Here is an 18,304-nt window from a genome sequence, read left to right as displayed (position 1 = left end):
GCTTTACTCCGATATTGTTATTTATTTTGTCTTCTTATCGGTAGAAAATGTTTTATTTCATAATTAATCGCATGATAAGTTAAGCAGCTTCTAATTTATTGTTTAAATATAGCAATGCACTTTTTGGCTTGTGTTAATATAAATATTATTAATTATTTTCAATGAAATATTTTATTCGGTGATTAAACTGATACTGTATTCCTAAATTATCTTCTCTTAATGACGTTTACTGGGATGACAATTCCCACCATAAGGATTTTTTACTCTCTTTTACGAATAGTAGGAGTCTATTATGTTAAAAGTTATTCAATCTCCAGCAAAATATATCCAAGGCCCCGATGCGCTGTACCATATAGGTAAATACACGAAACCCTTCGGCGATAGAGCATTAATTATTGCTGATAAATTTGTCATGGATCTCGTTGGTAGTACCGTAAAAGACAGTATGTCTCAATATGAGGTAAACGGACATTTTGAACTGTTTAATGGTGAATGCACACACAACGAAATAAATCGGTTAGTTGAATTAGCAAAAAGCCAAGCATCTCAAGTAATCATTGGTGTTGGCGGCGGTAAAACTCTTGATACCGCTAAAGCAGTCGCGTTTAAATGCCATACTCCTGTTGTTATCTCCCCCACTATTGCATCAACAGATGCCCCCACCAGCGCACTATCTGTTATCTATACGGAGTTAGGTGCTTTTGATAGTTATCTGCTTTACCCAACCAATCCTGACGTTGTTGTTATGGATACAAACATTATTGCAGCAGCACCTGCGCGTTTGCTGGTGGCAGGTATGGGCGATGCGTTAGCGACTTACTTTGAAGCCAGAGCTTGTAGTCTGGCTCAAAAACAGACAATGGCGGGTGGAAAATCAACATTAGCGGCATTAGCGCTTGCCGAGCTTTGCTACAACACATTGCTTGAGGATGGTTATAAAGCCAAACTTGCTGTTAGCCGAGGTGTTTGCACAACCGCAGTAGAAAATATTATCGAAGCCAATACGTTTTTAAGTGGTATTGGTTTTGAAAGTGCAGGTTTAGCGGCGGCTCATGCAATTCATAATGGATTTACTGCTCTTGAAGAGTGTCATTCAATGTATCATGGCGAAAAAGTTGCCTTTGGTACATTAGTGCAATTGGTATTAGAAAATAGCCCACTTGAAGAGTTAGAAGAATTTCTCGATTTCTGCATATTAGTAGGTTTACCCGTCACACTCGAAGAACTAGGTGTTACTGCTATCGGTGATGAACTTAATGAAAAGATCATGGCTGTTGCAGAACTGAGCTGTGCTGAAGGTGAAACTATTTATAATATGCCATTTGATATTGATTCAGATAAAGTTTATGCCGCTATTCTTACCGCAGACCAACTAGGACGGGAATGGCTTTATTAAAAAAGTCTGAGTAAATAGGGAGTTTAGTCCTCCCTATTTATGCTTACAATACAAAGGGGCTTTATGGTCAGTATCGTATTAGTTTCAAAGAGTCTTACACTCGCAAATGGTATCAAAGAACTCGTTAATCAAACGGTAGAACATCAAGTTAATTTAACTGTTGCGACAAACTATCAAACACCTTCAGATCTTGTTAACGAGGTCGCGCCTGAAACCATATTGTACGCCATAAAAGAAGCCTACAACGATGACGATGATGGTGTCCTTGTTTTACTCGATACTTATCATTCAGCACATAATGCAGCCCTTGCGATAGCTAACCTTGAATATGATATCGCGGCACATGTTTCGTTATGTTCAGCACCGATAGTTGAAGGAACGCTTGCTGCGGCAAGTAGTATCTCTTTAGGAGCCTCTCTTGAAGAAGCCAAAAGAGAAGCTCACAAAACCATTTCAGTAAAAAAACTACTATTAGGCGAAAACATACCAGACTTCACTATTTTCCCTAAAAACACCAACTATGAACCCGTGAGATCAATTACTGCACCTGTTTGGCTTTATCCCTATAATCGTTTTGTTATCCCAAGAAAAAAACTTTACCCACATCTATTACTAGAAGAACAAAAACGTCTTATTAACGTAATAGAACAATCTAAAAGAGATATTGATTGGCTAACGGAAGAGGTACATAGAAAATTAGGTGATCAATACACACATATTTTTTCGAGCCATCGTTTTTTACTTGAAAATACAGAGTTACAGCTCACCGTTTGCAGCATGATCAACAAATACCACTGTAACGCCGAGTTTGCATTACAACAAACTTTCATCGATTTAATAGATACTTACGCACAAATGGATGATGATAATATGCGTGCGCGTGAAAGTGATTTAGATGATATTCTCTCCCGCATGTTACGCTATTTAACCTCGTCCCCACCGCCTTTAGCTCAGCCCCCGTATCCAAATGTAATTTTAGTCACTAAACAACTCCACCCATCAACATTAATGACATTAGAACCCAATCGAATTAAAGGTATTTTATTAAGCCACGGAAACCCATTATCGAACACCACCTTATTAGCCAACGCATTAGATATTCCTATTATTAATGGCGCTGGAAAATCAGCACTTACACTTACCAATGGGCAAAATATTACACTCAAAAAAATACAGAATATGTGGCTATATCAGAATAGTTATATTTCTCATTAAAATAACTGACTATTAAAATAGCTAGTTATTAAAAGTAGCTAGCTGTTAATTTAATAATTAATAACAACATTTTTTATTTACTAGCAATAATTCTATCTCAATATATTATTCATAAGTCTATTTATTAAAATAATAAAAAAGGGAATAAAAGATCCTCTTTTATTCCCAGTAGCTTGTTACCTTCGTAATCAACAACTTTATTATTATATAATCGGCGTTCTTTATAGTGCTCTTGCTAGTAAACTAATCGGGTGCTCACATTTCTTGGTAGTAGACATCTCAATTTGCCATTTACAAGTTTCGCAGTCTGTTATAACTAAATCACAACCACTCTCTTCGATTTGACGAAATAACCCCGCACCAATACCTTGAGCGACATCGTAATTTTCAGATTTAAAACCATAGGTTCCTGCGATACCACAGCATTGAGAATCTAATACAATGACTTCAACACCCGGAATACGTTTGATTAAATCAATGGAATAGGCTGTCCAACCCATTTTCTCCATATGACAAGGCGTATGATAGACCACTTTTAACGGCGTGTTTTTTAACGGTAACTCACGACCTTGTTCTAATAAGCGATAAATGTAACGCGTTGCCAGCTCAATATTTTCGCGTACCTTTGAGGTATCAATATCAAGGATATGCTCATATTCATCACGAATAGTAAATGTACAAGTTGAAGAAGTAGCGACAACCGGAATATTGTTTTCAACAATTTTCTCAGTTAATGACTCTAAATTTACTGTTGCTTGTTTTTTCGCTTGTTTAACAAAACCATTAGCGATTAACGCAACACCACAACATTTTTCGCGTTTTAATAACTGAACCCCAATCTCCATTTTATTAAACACTTTAACCAAGTCTTTCCCTAATTGAGGGTGGTTGTAATTTGCGTAACAACCATGAAAAAAGGCGACTTGTTCTTTAAAGCGTTCTTGTTCTTTCGCTTGTTTTTTCATCCATGTTCTGAATGTACCAAATGAATATTTTGGTAATTCACGACGATGGTCTATTTTAAGTGCCTTATCCAAGATATGGCGAACGGGTTTTAGCCCTGTAATGGTATTAACTATCGGCGCTAATGGCGTTGAAAGTGTCCCCATTAAATCAGTGTGACTTAAAATAGCATCACGCAGCTTAGGCGTTTTAGGATTATAGTTCAGCTTCGCACGTGAAATGATATCGCCAATTTTCACATCAGAAGGACACGCCACTTCACAACGTTTACAATTGGTACAATATTTTAATGCTTCATCATAAAGCATTGGATCTTTTAAGCGTAAACGCTCACCATCTGGGCCTGCTTGTTTTGGGCCTGGATAAAGTGGATTAACTTTTGCAACCGGGCAATACGTGGTGCAAACCGTACATTTGATGCAACTTTCGAAACTGGTATCGTGTAAACTCATAGTGCTGCCTCCACAACCGTAGATGTGGTCTGTTCTGTCTTATCCTGCTGTAAAATTTGTTGTGCTGCATACAGCGCGCTAATCATCGAAACACCGGCACCACAACCTTCATTTAATGGATCAAACCCACCTAACACTGCACCAACAGCATAGACATTATCGAGAACTTCACCATATTTTATCGGTCTTAATTGACTGTCAGTATCAACACCAAATCGCATATAAGGTTGTTTTGCAAAAACATTAACCTGCGTCCATTCATTACGAGGTAATGTTTCTAGCATATCCAGTTCCATTAATGGCTCATAAACACGGTCAAATTCCGCGATCAAACCATTATTAAAGAAACTACCTGTCGCCAACACAATATGATCACTACGGATAGGAATATCGGTGTGGTTACGAGTATGAATTCCCACAACTTTGTTGCCGACTAAATCCACTTCTTGTGCGCGATCACCCGGCATAATTAAGCCACCTGCTTTTTGAAAACGCAGTTTTAACGCTTGATGTAAGCGAATACCTAATAGTGAAGGTGGCAGTGTGGGTAATAAGCTAATAGGTTTACCGACTAGTTCTTGTAATAAATTTACGGGTTCTTCAGCATCTAGTCCAATACACGCTGGTAAAATAATGGCTTCAACGTGCTCATCAATCTGCTTAATTAGCTCTTGTGCCAAGAGTTTTGTATTTTCAGGTTTATCTAAATAACGCGCAATATTAACTGCTCTAAATTCACTTGGGTTATCGCGTAACGTGTCTAATAACGGCAAATGAATATGATAAGGGATAGCTTCAATACCTTGCTCATTTAACGTGCTGCTAGCGAATTGTGGTTGGAAATCTAAAAAACCTTCAATACCAACAACAGCAACTTTTTTCCATGCTAGTGGCTGAGTAACACCATGTGTCGGTACACGGGCTGGACTTAACCAGCTCATTCTTGAGCGCCCTACTGGCGTAATGCGATAATGGTTTTCATCACCATTACCTTGGTAAGCAAGGCCATGAGTGCTAGATAATAATGCTTGAGCTTGTTCAATAAAGGTCACAACATTGGATTCACCCATACGACTATAAGGGTGTTTTGGTGCTAATTGCGCAAGCGCTGCTAATGCTTTTTTCGGTTGTGTGACTTCGGTACCATCAGGAAGATGAGTTAATAAATCAAGTGAACCAGATGAGAAATGCAGCGCACTTTGTCCATTACTAATAATGGCGCAAGATTTACCTGCCTCAGCAAGACGAATGCCCGCAGTTAGCCCAGCAAGTCCACTTCCTATAATCACTACATCAAATTTCATCATCTGCCTCCGCTGACACTGTACTTTCAATCATATCGGCATCTAAACCGCATAATCCTTGATATACCCAACTAGTAAATTCACTTTCACGCAATGCATTTCCCCAAGCAATTGGTCGAATGCCTTTCCAGCGCTCATTTAAGAAATGTGCCAGTTGTTGTTCTGATTGATGAGGGGTAGTGACTTGTAAACGATTAAGTAATCCCGCAGCACGGCAAGCACAAAGTTCACCTTGGCAGGTTCCCATCCCCACACGGGTACGACGACGAAGATCAAGTAAATTATTGACGGTTAAAGAATTAACAGCATAACGTACTTCACCTGCGGTGACCGCTTCACATTCACAAACCAAGCTTTTATCAATACGTTCGCTACTAAGTAATTTGTTAGCTAAATCACCGTGACGATATACCGCTGAGCCGCGAATAGGTGCAGGTAACGAAACCACACTACGCAACGCTTGTTCTGCGGATTGGCGAGAACCCGGCAATGCTTCTTCAGCAGTAGTACATTTTGCTGAAATGTTTAACTTCTCACAGATTTTATCTGTTGCCCATTCAGCCATTAAGCGGTAAGTCATTAATTTACCACCTGTAATAGTGATAAACCCTTCTAAACCATCACGCTTAGCGTGGTCAAGTAATACAATACCGCGACTAACATTACGACCAGATGGATCATCATCGCTCGCCACTAAAGGTCGAACACCCGCGTAAGCTCGTAAAATACGCGTTTGCGCTAATTTAGGTGCTAACATTGAACCTTCGCGGATCAAAATATCGACTTCTTCTGGCGTCACATACATATTGTCGATTTGATCATAAGGCACACGGGTTGATGTTGTACCGATTAATGAAATCGTATCACCAGGTACTAAAATATCGGCATCAGCAGGCTTACGACAACGGTTGATCACCATATTGTTGATACGATGACCTAAAATTAACAGCGCCCCTTTTGCAGGAAACATGCGCACTTTTAAATCACCGTATTCTGCGATTTTTTGTCCCCAAATCCCGCCAGCATTAGCGACTATTTGAGCACGGATTTCATACATATTTTTTGCTTGATGATCGTAAACGCGTACACCTTTAACTCGATCACCTTCACGAATCAGCCCCATGACTTCATGATAAGTCAGTACTTTAGCGCCGTGTTCACGGGCATCAAGCATATTAGCGGCCGTTAAACGAAATGGATCCACAGTGCCATCAGGAACACGAACCGCGCCAATCAAGTTAGGGTTTACTGATGGCTCTAAACGAATAGCTTCTTCGGGTGAAATCGCTTGAGCATCAATTCCTGCCGCTTGGCAAGATTGAATAAAGGTTTGCTGAAATTCTAATGAATCTTCAGGTAAGGTGATAAACAGGCCATCCGTTTTTTCAACGCAGTGACGAGCAACCCGTTTTAGAATCATGTTTTCTTCTATGCACTCTCGCGCAGATTCAGGATCAGTCACAGCATAACGCGCTCCGCTGTGTAACAACCCGTGGTTTCGACCGGTTGCACCGGTTGCGATATCGTGTCTTTCCAGTAGGATACAGCGCAATCCACGGCGAGCACAGTCTCTTGCCATGCCTGCGCCTGTAGCGCCACCACCTATAATAATGACATCAGTTTCTGTTACTGGTGAACCGCTCATCATAAAGATGCCCTCTCACATTGCATTCAGCAAACGCTAATTATTCTTTAACGTTAATTATAGTGTATAAGATACACAAAAAATGTGGTTAATGTTTGATAATGAGCAAAAACGAAAGAGAAACGCTCATGAGGGAAAAATTAAAACCACAAGTGTGATACTAATCACAAATAATTTAACAAAATCTATTTCATAAAGTTAACATATCACTCAAAATCATCCATCTTGAAAATTTTTTCGACAACTGAGCAATACCTCACAGTAAATTTGATTGTATAAGTTTACTATTAAGTTCGTTAAAGAAAATTTTTTGATAACTTCACTGTTCGTTTTGTCATTATTTAATGTCAACATATTAAAATAAAGCCATCGGAGGCTAATATGTTAAGTCTGTTTAGACCTGCGCCACATACTGCGCGTTTGCCAAAAGAGCAGATAGATCCTGTCTATCGTCGTTTGCGTTGGCAGATCTTTATGGGGATTTTCTTTGGTTACGCTGCTTATTACTTAGTAAGAAAAAACTTTGCATTAGCAATGCCTTACCTTGTAGAACAAGGATTCTCTAAAGGAGATCTAGGTTTCGCTTTATCAGGTATCTCCATTGCTTATGGCTTCTCCAAATTTATTATGGGGTCGTTTTCTGACCGAGCTAACCCTCGTTACTTCTTACCCGCAGGTCTTATTTTAGCATCATTAGTCATGCTATTTATGGGCTTCGTGCCGTGGGCAACTTCGAGCATTATGGTTATGTTCGTTCTGTTGTTCCTTTGTGGTTGGTTCCAAGGTATGGGTTGGCCTCCTTGTGGACGTACCATGGTTCACTGGTGGTCACAGAAAGAGCGTGGCGGTATCGTTTCTATCTGGAACTGTGCGCATAATGTCGGCGGTGGTTTACCTCCATTACTATTCTTATTAGGTATGGCATGGTTTAACGACTGGAAAGCGGCATTATATATGCCAGCTATAGCCGCTATTTTAGTGGCAATGATTGCATTCGCATTAATGCGCGATACCCCGCAATCTTGTGGCTTACCGTCTATCGAAGAATATAAAAACGACTACCCACCAGATTATAAAGAAACTGACGAACAAGAACTGACTGCAAAAGAAATCTTCATGAAGTATGTTTTCCCTAACAAACTACTGTGGATGATTGCTATCGCTAACGTGTTCGTTTACTTACTGCGTTACGGTGTTCTTGACTGGTCACCAACTTATCTGCGTGAAGTAAAACACTTCGCAATGGATAAATCATCATGGGCTTACTTCTTATACGAATACGCGGGTATTCCGGGCACATTACTGTGTGGTTGGATGTCAGATAAAGTGTTCCGAGGCAACCGTGGTGCGACGGGTGTATTCTTCATGACCTTAGTTACTATCGCCACTATCGTATTCTGGATGAACCCAGCGGGTAACCCAAATATTGATATGGCATGTATGTTGATTATCGGTTTCTTAATCTACGGCCCTGTTATGTTAATCGGCTTGCATGCTCTTGAGCTAGCACCGAAGAAAGCAGCAGGTACAGCAGCAGGCTTTACGGGGCTATTTGGCTACTTAGGTGGTTCTGTTGCGGCAAGTGCTGTCGTAGGTTACACCGTTGACTACTTCGGCTGGGATGGCGGCTTTATGGTCATGATCGGCGGTAGCGCACTGTCTGTCGTGTTATTACTTGTCGTGATGGTTACAGAAACCAAACACAAACGCGAAATGCTTCAGAAGTACGAATAATCACAAATGACAATGATGACATTCAATAAATCTCATCGTTAAAACTAAGCCACATCTGCTGTCAGGTGTGGCTTTTTTATTATCAACTGTACATAACCTCACTGTACCTAGAATTAAAATGGAGCAGCTTTATGAGTACATATTTAAAACCCGTAGTTGCAGGCATTCTTTTAACTCTATCTTTAAGTGCTATCGCACAAGCAGCAAGTGATAAAGTGGTTATCGCTCACCGTGGTGCGAGTGGTTATTTACCTGAGCATACACTACCCGCTAAAGCGTTAGCCTATGCTCAAGGTGCTGACTATCTCGAACAAGATTTAGTCATGACAAAAGATAACGAACTGGTCGTCTTACATGATCACTATCTAGACCGTGTTACTGATGTTGCTGAACGTTACCCTGATCGCGCAAGAAAAGATGGTCGCTATTATGCTATCGACTTTACACTTGAAGAGATTAAAGGGCTTAAATTTACTGAAGGCTTCGACATTGTTGACGGTAAAAAAGTCCAAAGTTATCCAAATCGTTTCCCTATGGGGAAATCCGATTTCCGCGTACACACCTTCCAAGAAGAAATTGAGTTTATTCAAGGCCTAAACAAATCTACCGGCCAAGATATTGGTATTTACCCTGAAATTAAAGCGCCGTGGTTCCATGAGCAAGAAGGAAAAGATATCACCACAAAAGTACTCGAAGTGCTTAAAGAGTATGGCTATACCCAAAAGAGCGATAATGTCTATTTACAATCTTTTGATGCGAACGATTTAAAACGTATCAAAACAGAGTTAATGCCTAAAATGGGTATGGACTTAAAACTTGTTCAACTTATTGCCTATACTGATTGGAACGAAACCTACGAGAAACAACCTGATGGCACATGGACTAACTACAGCTATGAGTGGATGTTTAAACCCGGTGCAATGAAAGAAGTCGCAAAATACGCTGATGGTATTGGCCCTGATTATCATATGTTAGTCGAAGACAGCTCAACGCCAGATAAAATCACCTTAACCGGTATGGCGGCGGATGCTCATGCTAATCAATTAACGATTCATCCATTCACTGTTCGTATCGATAAACTCCCTAAATATGCCAAAGATGGTGATCAGCTTTATGACATCATCTATAACCAAGCGGGAGCAGAAGGTGTATTTACTGATTTCCCTGATTTAGGTGTGAAGTTCTTACAAAAACAAGCTAAATAACTCATCGAGTTTTATTTACAATCTAAATAATTCAAGGTGCAGCTAGGCGACAAATGAATGAGATGCTAGGAGCATACATAAGTATGTGACTAGTACGAATGAATGTAGTCAACAACGCTGCAACTTGAAGTCTAACAAGTCGATACTCTACATAATTCAAGATACCGCTATTAGAATATAGCCAGTAGATACTCTAAATAATTCAAGGTACAGCTAGGCGACAAATGAATGAGATGCTAGGAGCATACATAAGTATGTGACTAGTACGAATGAATGTAGTCAACAACGCTGCAACTTGAAGTCTAACAAGTCGATACTCTACATAATTCAAGATACCGCTATTAGAATATAGCCAGTAGATACTCTAAATAATTCAAGGTGCAGCTAGGCGACAAATGAATGAGATGCTAGGAGCATACATAAGTATGTGACTAGTACGAATGAATGTAGTCAACAACGCTGCAACTTGAAGTCTAACAAGTCGATACTCTACATAATTCAAGATACCGCTATTAGAATATAGCCAGTAGATACTCTAAATAATTCAAGGTGCAGCTAGGCGACAAATGAATGAGATGCTAGGAGCATACATAAGTATGTGACTAGTACGAATGAATGTAGTCAACAACGCTGCAACTTGAAGTATGACGAGTATCCTAGAAAGAGTAGGATCTTTGCGCCCATTCTGATTGTATATTGCTTTATTTTTGTCTAATTTATCCTCTATTATTGTTCAAAATAAAAATAATGATGTTTTACCATTAACCCGCGAGTGCCATTCTCACTACGCTATCGTTACTATTTTATTTATTTTCTATAAAGGAAAGGGATCACGATGACAATAACCTTAATTGTATTGGTTATTCTGGCAATCATTATTATTGGCTGGGGTATCTCAATTTATAACCGTCTTATTACGATGCGTAATCAAGTAAATAATCAATTTGCCAATATTGATGTAATACTCAAACAACGAGTAGACCAAATTCCACAATTGATCACTGTTGCTGAAAAAGCAATGGAACATGAAAAAGGATTATTTCTTTCATTAAGTGATGCGCGACAAAACTATTTCCGAGCCAAAAATATTAATGAAAAAGTGAGTGCATCCAATGAAATGGATAATGCATTACGTAGTATTATTGCGATAGCTGAAAATTATCCAACACTAATTTCGGGTGAGCAATTAACACAAATTCAAATCGCACTAAGTGAAGTAGAAAATAAAATTGCTCAACGTCGAGAAGGCTTTAATGATGCCACGACCAATTACAATACTGCAATAGAGCTCTTTCCTGACAGCATTATTGCTAATTTCTTTCACTTTGAGCCAATGCAATTACTTGAAATCCCCAAAGAAGAAATGAAATTTGAAGGCATTAAGTTTAAATAACATCATTAAGGATAGATGATTGTGAACAGCTATTTTTTTATTGGTTGTGCTGTGGGCGCATTAATTTATTTTTTACGCTCAAGAAGTACCAAAAAAAAGAAAGGCAGCCTGAGTATTATTCCGTTCTTGGGAATCGCGTTTATGGCTGGAAACTATATCTTCTTTTCTCGAGATAATAATTTTTATCCTATTGGAAGTTCTTCCAGCATTCATATTATTTCCTATATTGCATTTGCTGTTATTTTACTTTTTGCCCATGTTATCTCACTTCATATCACTAATATTGGCGAAAAAGCGGTTAAAAACTATCACCAATTACAAAATGATGGCGAGTCTAAATTTACAGCGCTTATCAACACAGTATTTATTAGTTTATTACTACTGTGTTTAACCTTCGGCTTTTTTATTGATCAACGATTGTTCTTTTTAAGTTTCGTTTTAATGTTCGTTTACCAATTTATGAAAAGAACACCTGAAAAGCGCTTTCTACGATTTCAAAAAATTCTCGCTACATCAAAAATTCGTTCTGTTGCTATTGGATTGGTTGAAATCGAAGGAAAAATTACCGCAGGTGAAACGCTAAAAAGCTGTTTAGGCAACAAAGCGTGCTATGGGTATTTTTATTATGAATATAATGTTTCTAAAGATAAAGAAGGTAAAAAAAGTTACCACCAAACCCATAACGAGAATAAAATAAATAACTTTACGATGACCGACGATACCGGCTCTATTGAGGTTTTAGCCGCTGATAACCCTTTTATTCATTTAGGTATCGAACCGCATAAAGATTTTGAAGCAGGAAATAAACGCTATAAAGAATATTTGATTGAACCTAACACTGATTATCTTCTAATAGGCAATGCTGAATCTATTAATGGTAAGGTTGTTATCACCCGCAAACCACCTCATTACCTGTTAGGTTTATCTCCGTCAGACTATGTTACTCGTTGGAATAACACGCGCCCTTTCCGTCGCAATTTAGCAATAACCGTTGTTATCGCGCTACTGGTTATTGCCACTATTATCATCACCCCAATAGATTATAAAGATGGCTTGTTAACCTTCTATTTTAACAATATCTCATTTTAGGTAACTAACACTATGGAATGGTTTATTTTTATTATATTTATACTCACACTGGTTTATTTTTTAATCCGTCAGTTAGTGACTATTTATAATAATATGGTGATGCTAAAAAACAATTGCTATAAGGCATTTGCAAATATCGATGTTCTACTAAAGAAACAAGTTGATCTCTTACCAATGCTGACTGTTATTGCACAAAAAGCAATGGAACATGAAAAAAGTATTTTTGAATCACTGGCTATAAGTCGAAACAACTATATTAATGCGACATCGTTAAATACAAAAATTGATTCTGCTAATACACTTTTCCCACAACTAAAACAGTCGATATTAATTGCAGAACGTTATCCTGAGTTAATGAGTGGTAAAACCTTAATGACATTACAGCACCAAGCAAAAGCATTAGAAGATTGTATTGCAGATCGGCGTGAATTTTTTAATCAATCAGCCACTCTCTATAATACTGAAATACATGTATTTCCTAATCTATTGTTTGCCTTTGTTTTTAAGTTTCAAGATATTCCGCTATTTTACCCTAATAGGGAGATAGACTAATGTTAACCATCCCCTTTTCACTTTTCGGTTTAACTGACTGGATCCTCAGTTTTGACGCAGCCGTAAGCATTATTATGTTTGCGACTTTTGGTGTTCTTTTTTCACTTTTTATTATTTTGCCACTAATGAGCATAACACCATTAAAAAAATATACGATGCAAGTAACCGGTGCGTTATTTAGCTCTATTTTTATTAGTCTAATAATTTTAATTAGTTTACATTTAGTGCTTGGTGTTAATTCATCAATAAAATTATTACTTGTTTGGTGGGTAATTTTATTCTCTAGCTTAATTTTTTGGTTTGTTAATTTTAAATATATAAAAGAGGTTACTGGGAATAAGTTTTCTCAAATTAAAAAAAAAGCACAAGAGCTTGAAGCTAAAAAAAAGAAAAAATAAATATTATATTGCCAATGATTTATTATGTAATACCCAGAGAACAAACTTATTCTCTGGGTTAGCCGTTCATAAAATAGCTCGATTCACTTTATGCGCGATAGACCGGAAAAGCAATGATATCACTTATGTGCTCCACACCTAACGCCAACATAATTAAGCGATCTACTCCCAACGCAACACCAGAACATTCTGGCAGACCTGCTTCAAGAGCAGCTAAAAAACGTTCATCGATAGGCTGCTCAGGTAGCCCCATTGCAACACGCTTACGATTATCACGCTCAAAACGATGGCGCTGTTCTTGTGCGTCTGTCAGTTCACGGAACCCATTCGCAAGTTCGACACCTTTAAAATAGACCTCAAAACGCTCTGCAACTCGATGATCTTCAGAGCTGATTTCAGCTAATGAAGCTTGCGATGCAGGAAAATGATAAATAAAAGTCGGTTTCTCAAGGCCAATATGAGGCTCAACCCCAGAAACAAAGAGAAGTTGAAGTAACGTATCTTTATCTTCTTCTGTATCGGCAATATTTGATAAATCTAATTTTGCCGCCACTTCACGTAGTTTTTCTTTATCTGCAGATAATGGGTCGATATCAAGATAACGTAAAAAAGCTTGTTGATAAGAAAGCGATTCAGAGGCCTCGCAATCTAATACTTCCTGTAACAAATCATCAACTTCATTTATTAACCGGTACATATCAAAACAAGGACGATACCACTCTAGCATCGTAAATTCCGGATTGTGATATCTACCGGCTTCCTCGTTACGGAAGCAACGCCCCATTTGATAAATAGGACCACTATTTGCAGCAAGCAAACGTTTCATATGATATTCAGGGCTTGTCATCAAATAAAGCTTTAATCCCTGAGATGCACCGGGGCCGACAAAGGTAGTTTCAAAGGGGAAAAGATGAATATCGGTAACGGTAGCCTGACTCATCATTGGTGTTTCAACTTCTAACACACCACGATCAGCAAAAAAACGCCTGATATTACTGACTATTTTTGCCTTTTTCAGTAAATTGGCGATTGAGGCGCTTGGCTGCCAATCCGCTATTTCACTCATGAACAGAAAACTCCAAAAGAAAATGAAGCGAGCAGTTTACTCGCATCTGATCCAACAGACAAATTTCTCCCCCAAATGGGGTTACTGATCTTTTATAACAGGTCATAAACTAAAGAAGCAAATACGCAGCAACACATAAGATAAATAAATGTAACTCTACAAAACATCTACTTTTTCGTAGGGCTACTCGATAAATTTAGCAAAAATAGCGCGTTTAGATGCTCAATTATCTACCCATTTATTATATTCTTTATGGCCGAAGTAAATTGTAATAATTCTTTTTCTCAATTACAGGCAACAAAAAACTAACACTATTCTTATATTTAAATAGATGTTTTTCTCTCGGCTTTAAACTTAATTTAATATTTAAAATGACACATTTGGATTAGTACTATAAAAATTAAGAAATATTATTAATATTTTATTAACAATTAACAAGACAAATCGATTTGTTTTAGATAAATAGTAAAAATTTATTTTAACTTTAAGCCTAATTTTTTATTTTATTATATTAAGCATCAATTAAGTAAAAATATTTCTTCTTTAAAATCAATTGATAACAAAAAAACATTGTCAATTACAATTAAACTTATCTATACTTTAAAAACAGATTTTTCATTACAATTAATTTTTTCATTTTAGAAAAATATATTTTATTTTATCTTCAAGTTTATCTGGCGTCTTATTATCTAAACCCAGAATTCTTGGTGTGGATCACACTTTTTTTGCGAAATACGGGAAAACCATCATTCATATCAAATTTCGGTGCCCAACATTTCGTTATACTAAAATTACAGTCAATGATAATAAAGATGTTATCAAGCGTAGTCACAAGGCAGTGAAACAATTTAGTTACGGATAGCTTAAAAAAATAGCATTACTAATTAATAATGTCAGTGAATTGAATTCTAGACAATTATTCCAATTTTCACTTGAACAATGGAGAAGCGCAGTGCAAACCTTTAATGCCGATATAGCGATAATCGGAGCCGGGGGCGCAGGCTTACGAGCAGCAATAGCTGCAGCGGAAGCGAATCCTCAACTGAAAATTGCTCTGATCTCAAAAGTATACCCAATGCGTAGCCATACCGTGGCTGCAGAAGGCGGATCAGCAGCAGTGACTCAGGCTCACGACTCCTATGACTTCCACTTCAATGATACCGTTTCTGGCGGTGACTGGTTGTGTGAACAGGATGTCGTTGATTACTTCGTTGAGCATTGTCCAACAGAGATGACTCAACTAGAACTCTGGGGCTGTCCTTGGAGCCGTAAAGAAGACGGGTCAGTTAACGTCCGACGTTTTGGTGGGATGAAAATCGAACGGACTTGGTTCGCAGCCGATAAAACCGGCTTCCACATGCTACACACTCTCTTCCAAACGTCTTTAAAATATCCACAAATTCAACGTTTTGATGAACACTTTGTTCTCGATATTCTCGTCGATGAAGGTCATGCACGCGGCGTTGTTGCTATTAATATGATGGAAGGTACGAAAGTTCAAATTCGTGCTAATTCAATCATTATGGCAACGGGTGGTGCAGGACGTGTTTATCGTTTCAATACCAATGGCGGTATTGTAACGGGTGATGGTATGGGGATTGCTTTACGTCATGGCGTTCCACTGCGTGATATGGAATTCGTTCAATATCACCCAACAGGCTTACCTGGCTCTGGTATCCTGATGACCGAAGGTTGTCGTGGTGAAGGTGGTATTCTGGTTAATAAAGATGGCTATCGCTATCTGCAAGACTACGGCCTAGGCCCAGAAACACCATTAGGTAAACCAGAAAACAAATATATGGAATTAGGTCCACGCGATAAAGTTTCTCAAGCATTCTGGCATGAGTGGCGCGCAGGCCGTACCATTAAAACTCACCGTGGTGATGTTGTTCATTTGGACTTACGTCATTTAGGTGCGAAAAAACTGCACGAGCGTCTGCCATTTATCTGTGAGCTAGCAAAAGCTTATGTCGGTGTTGATCCAGTTAACGAACCAATCCCTGTTCGTCCTACTGCGCACTACACTATGGGTGGTATCGAAACCAACCAACGTACAGAAACGCGTATTAAAGGCCTGTTTGCAGTAGGTGAATGTTCATCTGTTGGCTTACACGGTGCTAACCGTTTAGGTTCTAACTCACTGGCTGAACTGGTTGTATTTGGTCGCCTTGCGGGTGAAGAAGCCGTACGTTGTGCTCAAGAAGCAACACCAGCAAATGCATCAGCACTTGATGCACAAACTCGTGACATCGAAGAAAACCTTAAAAAGCTGATGAACCAAAAAGGGACTGAAAGCTGGTCACAAATTCGCGATGAAATGGGTGAGTCAATGGAAGAAGGTTGCGGTATTTACCGTACACCAGAATTGATGCAAAAAACCGTTGATAAACTGGCTGAATTAAAAGAACGTTTCAAACATGTTGAAATTAAAGACACCAGTAGCGTCTTTAATACTGATTTACTTTACAAAATCGAGCTTGGCTTTGGTTTAGATGTCGCTGAATGTATGGCTCACTCAGCAATCAATCGTAAAGAATCCCGTGGTGCACACCAACGTTTAGACGAAGGTTGTACCGAGCGTGATGATGTGAACTTCCTAAAACACACTCTGGCTTTCTATAACCCAGAAGGTGCGCCTCGTTTAGAATATAGCGATGTGAAGATCACTAAATCCGCCCCTGCGAAACGTGTGTATGGTGGTGAAGCTACTGCACAAGACAAGCAGAATAAGGAGAAAGCGAATGGCTGATGACATGAAGCACATTAAAATGGAAGTCATGCGCTATAACCCAGAAGTTGACAATGCGCCATATTTCGTCACTTATGATGTACCTTATGATGAGCAAACCTCATTACTGGATGCATTGGGTTATATTAAAGATAATTTAGCGCCTGATCTTTCTTACCGTTGGTCTTGCCGTATGGCGATTTGTGGCTCTTGCGGCATGATGGTCAACAAGGTACCTAAACTGGCGTGTAAAACGTTCGTTCGTGAATACCCAGATGGTGTAAGAATTGAAGCACTTGGTAACTTCCCAGTGGAACGTGACCTTGTTGTTGATATGACTCACTTTATTGAGAGCTTAGAAGCGATCAAACCTTACATTTTAGGTAATGATCGTAAGCCTTCAGAAGGTCCTAATAAACAGACACCTGCGCAAATGGCAAAATACCACCAGTTCTCTGGTTGTATTAACTGCGGCCTTTGCTATGCAGCCTGTCCTCAGTTTGGTTTAAACCCTGAGTTTATTGGCCCAGCAGCGATTACTTTGGCACAACGTTACAATACAGATAGTCGCGACCATGGGGCAAAAGAACGTATGCCTCAGTTAAATGGTGAGAACGGTGTCTGGTCTTGTACCTTTGTTGGCTACTGTTCTGAAGTCTGTCCAAAACATGTGGATCCTGCTGCTGCTATTCAGCAGGGTAAAGCAGCCAGTGCGCAAGACTTTGTCATTGCAATGCTGAAACCACGTTAAGGAGGAAACAAGACATGACAACAAAACGTAAGCCTTATGTTCGTGGTATGCAGCCAAGCTGGTGGACGAAACTGGGATTCTATCGTTTCTATATCACCCGTGAAGGTACTTGTCTTCCACAACTTTGGTTCAGTCTGGTTGTACTGTTCGGTGTATTTGCACTGAAAAATGGACCTGAAAGTTGGGCAGGATTTGTTACATTCCTGAGTAACCCAATCGTCTTTATTATTAATATAGTGACCTTAGTAGCAACGCTTTTCCACACGGCGACTTGGTTTAAACTTGCGCCTAAAGCCGTTGTCATCGTAGTAAAAGATGAAAAAATGCCACAAGAACCTATCGTTCGTGGTTTATGGGGTCTCACTATCGTTGTTACTGCCGTTATTCTGGCAGTAGCGCTGATTTAACCCAGG

15 protein-coding genes are annotated in these 18,304 nt (G+C 38.9%); 11 read left to right on the top strand and 4 right to left on the bottom strand.

What is annotated here, in order from left to right; genetic code table 11:
• Nucleotides 1–292 precede the first annotated feature (292 nt).
• Together PH4a_RS09390 and PH4a_RS09385 are read left to right on the top strand one after the other, a co-directional pair.
• Nucleotides 293–1,396, top strand: coding sequence for a glycerol dehydrogenase (locus PH4a_RS09390; protein ID WP_129039355.1), 1,104 nt, complete (start codon nucleotides 293–295; stop codon nucleotides 1,394–1,396).
• A 63-nt stretch (nucleotides 1,397–1,459) separates the two neighbouring features.
• The gene (locus tag PH4a_RS09385; RefSeq protein ID WP_164971538.1) at nucleotides 1,460–2,611 is read left to right on the top strand and encodes a phosphoenolpyruvate-utilizing N-terminal domain-containing protein; all 1,152 of its coding nucleotides are present in this window, start codon (nucleotides 1,460–1,462) and stop codon (nucleotides 2,609–2,611) included.
• Nucleotides 2,612–2,832: 221 nt separating this feature from the next.
• On the opposite strand, the gene glpC is transcribed toward PH4a_RS09385, so the two are convergent.
• The 3 genes from glpC to glpA are packed head-to-tail and all read right to left on the bottom strand — an operon-like array spanning nucleotide 2,833 to nucleotide 6,978.
• The gene (glpC, locus tag PH4a_RS09380) at nucleotides 2,833–4,026 is read right to left on the bottom strand and encodes an anaerobic glycerol-3-phosphate dehydrogenase subunit GlpC (protein ID WP_129039350.1); all 1,194 of its coding nucleotides are present in this window, start codon (nucleotides 4,024–4,026) and stop codon (nucleotides 2,833–2,835) included.
• Complete coding sequence (glpB, locus tag PH4a_RS09375) at nucleotides 4,023–5,330, bottom strand: glycerol-3-phosphate dehydrogenase subunit GlpB (RefSeq protein WP_129041868.1); 1,308 nt, start codon at nucleotides 5,328–5,330, stop codon at nucleotides 4,023–4,025. Before glpB ends, glpC begins: the two co-directional genes overlap by 4 nt.
• Nucleotides 5,320–6,978: an anaerobic glycerol-3-phosphate dehydrogenase subunit A gene (glpA, locus tag PH4a_RS09370; RefSeq protein ID WP_192876389.1), complete on the bottom strand. Its 1,659-nt coding sequence runs from the start codon at nucleotides 6,976–6,978 to the stop codon at nucleotides 5,320–5,322. Before glpA ends, glpB begins: the two co-directional genes overlap by 11 nt.
• Before the next feature lie 378 nt (nucleotides 6,979–7,356).
• Between glpA and glpT the strand changes: the two genes are divergently transcribed.
• The 6 genes from glpT (at nucleotide 7,357) to PH4a_RS09340 (ending at nucleotide 13,346) form a co-directional block, all read left to right on the top strand.
• Entirely contained in the window at nucleotides 7,357–8,709 is a 1,353-nt protein-coding gene (glpT, locus tag PH4a_RS09365; RefSeq protein ID WP_064718803.1) for a glycerol-3-phosphate transporter, read from the top strand.
• A gap of 131 nt (nucleotides 8,710–8,840) precedes the next feature.
• Nucleotides 8,841–9,914 (top strand): glycerophosphodiester phosphodiesterase, encoded by a 1,074-nt coding sequence (gene glpQ / locus PH4a_RS09360; RefSeq protein WP_129039348.1) that lies wholly within the window; start codon nucleotides 8,841–8,843, stop codon nucleotides 9,912–9,914.
• Between the two features lie 835 nt (nucleotides 9,915–10,749).
• Complete coding sequence (locus tag PH4a_RS09355; protein WP_129039346.1) at nucleotides 10,750–11,307, top strand: LemA family protein; 558 nt, start codon at nucleotides 10,750–10,752, stop codon at nucleotides 11,305–11,307.
• Nucleotides 11,308–11,328: 21 nt separating this feature from the next.
• Nucleotides 11,329–12,396 carry a hypothetical protein gene (locus tag PH4a_RS09350; RefSeq protein WP_129039344.1) on the top strand — a complete coding sequence of 356 codons (1,068 nt, stop codon included), beginning with the start codon at nucleotides 11,329–11,331 and terminating at the stop codon, nucleotides 12,394–12,396.
• A gap of 12 nt (nucleotides 12,397–12,408) precedes the next feature.
• Nucleotides 12,409–12,948 carry a LemA family protein gene (locus tag PH4a_RS09345; RefSeq protein ID WP_129039342.1) on the top strand — a complete coding sequence of 180 codons (540 nt, stop codon included), beginning with the start codon at nucleotides 12,409–12,411 and terminating at the stop codon, nucleotides 12,946–12,948.
• Between the two features lie 74 nt (nucleotides 12,949–13,022).
• Nucleotides 13,023–13,346 carry a hypothetical protein gene (locus tag PH4a_RS09340; protein ID WP_129039340.1) on the top strand — a complete coding sequence of 108 codons (324 nt, stop codon included), beginning with the start codon at nucleotides 13,023–13,025 and terminating at the stop codon, nucleotides 13,344–13,346.
• A gap of 88 nt (nucleotides 13,347–13,434) precedes the next feature.
• On the opposite strand, the gene epmA is transcribed toward PH4a_RS09340, so the two are convergent.
• Complete coding sequence (gene epmA, locus PH4a_RS09335; RefSeq protein WP_129039338.1) at nucleotides 13,435–14,412, bottom strand: elongation factor P--(R)-beta-lysine ligase; 978 nt, start codon at nucleotides 14,410–14,412, stop codon at nucleotides 13,435–13,437.
• A gap of 952 nt (nucleotides 14,413–15,364) precedes the next feature.
• Here epmA and frdA point away from each other — a divergent pair.
• From frdA to frdC, 3 genes are read left to right on the top strand one after another with little or no spacing between them, the layout of a single operon-like run.
• A complete protein-coding gene (frdA, locus tag PH4a_RS09330; protein WP_064718796.1) occupies nucleotides 15,365–17,161 on the top strand; it encodes a fumarate reductase (quinol) flavoprotein subunit in 1,797 nt (598 codons plus the stop codon).
• Entirely contained in the window at nucleotides 17,154–17,891 is a 738-nt protein-coding gene (locus PH4a_RS09325) for a succinate dehydrogenase/fumarate reductase iron-sulfur subunit (protein ID WP_129039336.1), read from the top strand. Before frdA ends, PH4a_RS09325 begins: the two co-directional genes overlap by 8 nt.
• Before the next feature lie 14 nt (nucleotides 17,892–17,905).
• The gene (gene frdC, locus PH4a_RS09320; RefSeq protein ID WP_064718794.1) at nucleotides 17,906–18,298 is read left to right on the top strand and encodes a fumarate reductase subunit FrdC; all 393 of its coding nucleotides are present in this window, start codon (nucleotides 17,906–17,908) and stop codon (nucleotides 18,296–18,298) included.
• Nucleotides 18,299–18,304 lie beyond the last annotated feature (6 nt).

This window comes from Proteus hauseri (genome assembly GCF_004116975.1).
In the GTDB taxonomy this organism is placed as follows: domain Bacteria; phylum Pseudomonadota; class Gammaproteobacteria; order Enterobacterales; family Enterobacteriaceae; genus Proteus; species Proteus hauseri.
Note: the sequence above shows the minus strand (reverse complement) of the source record. Positions and strands in the feature narration are given on the sequence as shown.